The sequence below is a fragment of the Streptomyces brasiliensis genome, from assembly GCF_014647875.1.
GTDB classification, from domain to species: domain Bacteria; phylum Actinomycetota; class Actinomycetes; order Streptomycetales; family Streptomycetaceae; genus Streptomyces; species Streptomyces brasiliensis.
Genome location: NZ_BMQA01000156.1, coordinates 1 through 5,351 on the forward strand (window position 1 = coordinate 1; position 5,351 = coordinate 5,351).

Annotated in this window: 5 protein-coding genes and 2 pseudogenes; 2 read left to right on the forward strand and 5 right to left on the reverse strand. The window is 67.8% G+C overall.

Annotated features, from left to right (window positions below):
- Positions 1–183 (reverse strand): DUF2637 domain-containing protein (locus IEZ19_RS48935; RefSeq protein ID WP_189317823.1); only part of this gene is annotated, 183 nt, incomplete at its 3' end.
- A 778-nt stretch (positions 184–961) separates the two neighbouring features.
- Here IEZ19_RS48935 and IEZ19_RS48940 point away from each other — a divergent pair.
- Positions 962–2,575, forward strand: a complete 1,614-nt coding sequence (locus IEZ19_RS48940; RefSeq protein WP_229841721.1) for a TerD family protein — start codon at positions 962–964, stop codon at positions 2,573–2,575.
- Between the two features lie 107 nt (positions 2,576–2,682).
- Here the strand turns inward: IEZ19_RS48940 and IEZ19_RS48945 are convergent.
- The 4 genes and pseudogenes from IEZ19_RS48945 to IEZ19_RS48960 all read right to left on the reverse strand — a co-directional run.
- A pseudogene (locus tag IEZ19_RS48945) lies at positions 2,683–2,820 on the reverse strand (transposase); the annotation flags it as partial.
- Between the two features lie 391 nt (positions 2,821–3,211).
- Positions 3,212–3,424 (reverse strand): annotated as a pseudogene (locus tag IEZ19_RS52435) (hypothetical protein); the annotation flags it as partial.
- A gap of 115 nt (positions 3,425–3,539) precedes the next feature.
- A complete protein-coding gene (locus IEZ19_RS48955) occupies positions 3,540–3,692 on the reverse strand; it encodes a DUF8834 family protein (RefSeq protein ID WP_189317825.1) in 153 nt (50 codons plus the stop codon).
- A gap of 47 nt (positions 3,693–3,739) precedes the next feature.
- On the reverse strand, positions 3,740–4,639 hold the full coding sequence (locus IEZ19_RS48960) for an acetate uptake transporter family protein (protein ID WP_308429104.1): 900 nt from the start codon (positions 4,637–4,639) through the stop codon (positions 3,740–3,742).
- On the opposite strand from IEZ19_RS48960, the gene IEZ19_RS52440 reads away from it, so the two are divergent.
- Positions 4,619–4,768: a hypothetical protein gene (locus IEZ19_RS52440; protein ID WP_308429105.1), complete on the forward strand. Its 150-nt coding sequence runs from the start codon at positions 4,619–4,621 to the stop codon at positions 4,766–4,768. The two genes, IEZ19_RS48960 and IEZ19_RS52440, sit on opposite strands and share 21 nt — an antisense overlap.
- The last annotated feature ends 583 nt before the right edge of the window (positions 4,769–5,351 follow it).

Consider the following 5,351-nt stretch of genomic DNA (forward strand, 5'->3'; position numbering starts at 1 on the left):
GATGCCGATCGGGAAGACGTACGAGAAGTTCCCGAAGCCCTTCTTGATGGCCAGCTCACGCACGGCCGCGTAGGAACCGGCGAAGCCGATACCGGCGATGATCACCGCACCGGACACGACCACGCCGACGAGCACACGATGGACCCCAGACAGCCGGGATAATTCACCGTCCCCCGCAGCCACAGCCCGCCCCTCCTGCGAATCACACAACTGAACAGGCCCCACACTTCCACGTTCCGCCGCAAGCCGCGCCACTTCAGCAACTTTTCCATCGCACATGCAACGCAGAACACCCCAGGAGTGAAGCTCAAGGGTGACCGAGACCTGAGACACGCAGCGTCAAGCGTGGAGCAGGCCGCTCCCCACGCCGTATGCAGTGCCGCGCCAGAAGTTCACAGTGGCGGGGAGCAGCAGGGCCAGTGTGCTGGCCTGCACGGTCGAGCACCCTCCGACAACCGCTCCCTATCCTCGTGACGTCGCCTCCGCCCGGCACCGACGCGAGGGCCACTCACCCCAGTCACCGACCCGGGCGAATACCCATTGGGGCATCCCCCACCAAACGGGCTCAGAGCTCTAACAGTTCGCTGCGCATACGAGGATGAATCGATCCTCCTGGCGCTGCGGTCGCACGACGCTGAGCGGCGATGGGGGGCATGCACACGGTTCCTTCACATACGCGGATGTGTGGGTGCCACACTGTCTGCTCGAGAGAGAAGGGGTGGGCTGTATGGGGTTCGGTTTCCGTGTGGGTGTTCCGGGGATGAGTGTGCGGGTCTCGACGCGTGGGGTGCGTACCTCGATCGGTTCGCGGGCAGCAAGGATCAGTGTCGGCACGGGCGGCGCCAGGGTCTCCAGCGGGCTCGGCCCGTTTTATGCATCGAGTTCCCTCAGCGGCGGTCGCAGGCGGACCAGCACCCGCCGTAGCCCGCGGCCCCGGACGGTTGCGCCCTCGCCCGCGCAGTTGGAGCGGGCGCGCCGGCAGGCGGAGCGGGCCCAGCAGGAAGCCGAGCGTGACGCTGCCATCGCGCAGCTGCGGGAACTGCGGCGCCAGACGACCAGTGTGCATCTGCAGCCTTTTCCCGTCGCGCATCCGCCGGTTGTCCCGGATGTGCCGCAGTTGGGTCTGCCGTGGGCGCTCGCCGAGGCTCAGGCCTTTCATCTGCAGGGGGTGGGCCGGCTGGCCCGGGCGGAGCGGGCGGCTGCCAGACAGCGCGCCCAGCAGGATGCGCCCGCCTACCTCGCGGCGGAGACCGCGAGGCTGTACGCCGTCCATGACCGGATGGCAGGAGGGGCCGCACAGTGGTGGCAGGCTCTGCTCGCCAACGACGAGGCGACGGTCTGCGAGGCCGTGAACACCGCGTTCTCCGACAATCCGGCCGCCGGGTGCGCCGTCGGCGTGGACGGGTCGGTGATGTCGGTAGTGATGCGGCAGCAGGACCTCGACACGCTGCCCACCCAGACTCCCGGTCTGACCTCCAGCGGGCGGCCGACGTTGAAGAACCTCACCAAGCGAGACCGGCTCCTGTGGTGGCTGACCTCAATGGGCTCGAACATCGTCGCCACCCTCAAAGAGGGCTTCGCCACCGCGCCGGGCATCACCGCCATCGACCTCGCCGTCCTCACGCGCCTGCCCGACACCCAGCGCCTCGGCTTCGTCGCCTACGGCCGCTTCAGCCGCCAAGCCGTCGAGTCGACCCCCTGGAGGGAGGCCGAGGACGCCCTGCGGTTCCTGGACATCGGGCAGGACGTCGCCTGCTCCGTCACCACCACCGCCTCCGGCAACCTCTCCAGCACCGTCAAGCCCCTCGACCCGAGCCGGGTGCCCGGCCTGCAGGACCTGCTCGACCACGCCCAGGACGAACCCGACCCCCCCCCCGCCGACCTCGACCGCACCCTCGGCAGCACCTCACCGCCCGCCGGCCCCGCCGGCGACCCGTTCCGCCTCACCCCGTTCGCCGCGTGGAAGCAGGCCACACTCGCAGCAGCGCCGCCCGCACCGCTCCTCCCGCCGGCCGGGCCCACCCCACCGGCCGCGGCCACCGCGCTGGTGGCCGGTCAGACCCTGGTACTGCCCGAGGAAGCCTGGCAGGGGCTGCAGATCGCCTTCCGTTTCGCCGGCGCGGACGCCGACCTCACCCTCTTCCTCACCGCCGACGACGGCCGCGTGGCCAGTGATGCCGACTTCGTCTTCTACAACCAGCCCGCCACCGTTGACGGCACCGCACGCCTCCTGGGCAAGCAGCAAGAAGGACCACACACCGTCGAACGCGCCACCCTCCACCTGTCCGCGCTTCCCGACCGGGTCCGACGCGTCGCCGTCGCCATCAACATGGACGTCGACACCGGACTGACCTGCGCCGCCCTAACCCACGCCGCTCTCGACATGAACTGCCCCACCGGCACCGCCTGGACGTTCAATCCGCCCGCCGACCCCCACATCAAAGCCATGGTCATCGCCGAGCTGTACCGGCACACCCAGGCCAGCCAACCCGTCTGGAAACTCCGCGCCCTCGGCCAAGGCTGGGCCGACGGCCTCGACGGACTCGCCCGCGCCTACGGCGTCGACGTCGCATAACCCCGCACCGCGTTCCAGCCCGACTCCAGGAACTGGTGGGATCATCCAAGGAAGATCCACAACCGCAGGTCACCGATCCGGGTGGTGCCAGGGCATATACGCATCCCCGGCTGCATCGACTTGCGTTTGCCGTCCAGCATCAGCCCGCGCACATACAGCTCGCCCTTGGCCCGCTGGTCCCGCCGCGCGAGCGAGCCGAGCATCTCGACTGCGAACGCCTCCAGACGCGGACGGACCTCGTCCATCTCCTCAGGTGTCACACCTGATACAAGATCACACACTACCCGTTAGACGGCAGTTGGGGTACCTAACGAAGCCCTACTAGTGTCTCGTGATTCGGTTTATGTCAGTTCGAGTTGTTGTTGACGAGTTTCTTCACGGCGGTCTGGACGAGCCGGACCTTGGCGAGGATCTCCCCGGCGATTGCGGTCCAGGTGAAGGGTCTCGCGTTCTCGTTCCAGGAGTTGATGCAGTCACGGATCTGCTTGACCAGGACGTTGGACGCTGGAGAATGTGCCGCGGCGGATCGACTGTCGGGTGATGATCCCGAACCAGGTCTCGGTTTGGTTCAACCAAGAGGAGCCGGCGGGGGTGAAGCGGAGGCGCACGTGAGGGTTCTTCGCCAGCCACGCCTTGACGTCGGAGTGGTGTGCGTGGAGAGGTTGCGCAGCCCGGGCAGTCGAAACCCTCCGCCTGGTTGATGTTCAGCAGCGTCAGCGCAGTGCGCCGCACCGAGGTCTGCCCCAGGGAGTACTGGAGGGCGTGTGTGACGGCGGGCATGCCGGTCGCCCACGTCTTGGGCCTCGTGACCGACAGGCGCTCGTCACCTGGGTCTTCGATCGCGCTCATCGTTCGGGTGCTTTCTCCGCCACTCCTGTGGACATTCCGATGACCGGGCCGGCACGGAACCGGGAACCGGTGCCCGTACGGGGGCTCTCAAGCGCATGTAGAGGGGCTCCGCTGGTTACGAGGCCGAGGTTTCGACCGGGCGGATCCACAGCCGCTGCCCGATGGCGGCGGCCTGCTGAACGATCCGGCTGACGGAGGCGGCGTCCACGACGATGGTGTCCACGGGTGTGCCGTCGACGTCGTCGAGTCGCGTGATTTCGAAGCGCATGGCTTCTCCCTTGGCCTGGTCAGCCTCCGCGCCCACCCCGCGTCACCTCAGTTCAGCACTGGACGGCCCAGCGGCAGCGGCCTGCCGCCCGTCGCGGCGAACATTGCGCCGGCGAACAGGTACACCCCGACCGCGGTGAACGCGAACACAACGTACCCGCCCGCGCTGGTGGCAGCCGTGGAGGCGCTCACTGTGCCGTACAGCACGAGCGCGAGCGCGATATCGATCAATGCGAACAGCAGTGTGAATGCGGCGGGCAACCGCAAGGTGGCCAGCGTCAGCAGGCCGATCGTGACGAGCCAGGCGATCAGGAACAGGCCCTGCGTGGCGACCGCCGCGTCGCCGGAGATGCCGAACCAGCCGTGAATCAGGCCGAGCACAAGTGCCGCGTAGCTGAACCAGAACCCGGTGAACACACCGAACACGGCGGCGACAGCGTTCTGGCCCAGTGCCGCTGCCCACACCGCGGCGACGAGTTGGCCCAGGCCGGTCGCGGGCAAGATGATCGCGATCGAGGCGCCGACGGCACCGGCCGGGACGTACCCGGTCAGCACCAGGCCGAGCGCCGTCGCGCCGACGATGAAGGTGGGCACGCCGATCAGGGCGGGGTCGCCCGCGGGTGCGGATCGGACGGGGGCTTCGGTGGCAACGGCAGCGGTCATCGTGTACTCCTCTTTGAGCTGCGAGTGATCCTCAGTGCGGTCAGGCTGGGCGGCGGTCCAGGATCGGCCAGTTGAGTGGAAGCGGGAGACGCGATGGCACCACCCGCTTTCCACGCCGAGCTCGGTCACCGGTGCCAGGTCAATGCGGCGGACATGGCCGTGGTCGGCGTCGGGAACGTCCTCAGACTGCGACGTGACGACCACCTGCGACCGAGCGGCCCGCGTTGGGGCGAGGTATTCGGCGGCACCGTCGTCGCCGCGGTCATGATCGACCGTCTCGTTCACCTCGCCAGGGTGATTTCCCTGAAGGAAGACAGCCCCCGTATCAATCCGAGGTCTCGGCTACGGCCCACCGGCCATTACGTGCCCGGTGAAACCTCCGACCGCTTACCGGGTCCTGGGCCACATTCCTGACAGCTCAGGATGGTCGTCATCAACCAGGCGATGGGCCAAGGCGATCGCCTCCCTTGGATTGATCTGGTCATAGGCGGGATGGCCCTCGGCGACACCCTCCAAGGCGTTTGCCAGCTCGCCTGCCGCGGCCGGGGACAGGCTGCTGTCTCGGCTGAAATGCGCGTAGCGCAACCGCAGCACTTCCGCGGCCAGCCGCAGGAGGGAGCAGTTAGCATCGTGTGCCCGATGGGATCGAGCACCTGACTCTTGGCCTTCCACGCCGACTCCCTTTTCCTCTTCAAGTCTCCCGACGCGGCTCACCAGCGCCTCATGAACGCCGACTGTTTTCCGTCTATTGGCGGGTCGGATGGCTGGTGGGCTGGTCGTGCTTAATTGCCGTGGCCGGGTCCGGAGCACCGGTAGATTATTCGGTCAGAACGGTGCGGACCCCGACGCGTCCGGGCCCGGTAAAGCCGGGGGTGTTGGGGCTGGTCCCTGCTGCTGTGTGCCAGGTTTGTGTTTGGCACACAGCGTGCTGGTCCTGTCAGGCGGCTGCGCGCTTTTTGAGTTCGTACGCGGCCGCGGCCGGGTCTGTGGCGTTGTA

Excerpts from the sequence above, each read along its gene's own strand:
- IEZ19_RS48955 (WP_189317825.1), bottom strand. The coding sequence starts at position 3,692 with ATGCGCTTCGAAATCACGCGACTCGACGACGTCGACGGCACACCCGTG.
- IEZ19_RS52440 (WP_308429105.1), top strand. The coding sequence starts at position 4,619 with ATGATCGACCGTCTCGTTCACCTCGCCAGGGTGATTTCCCTGAAGGAA.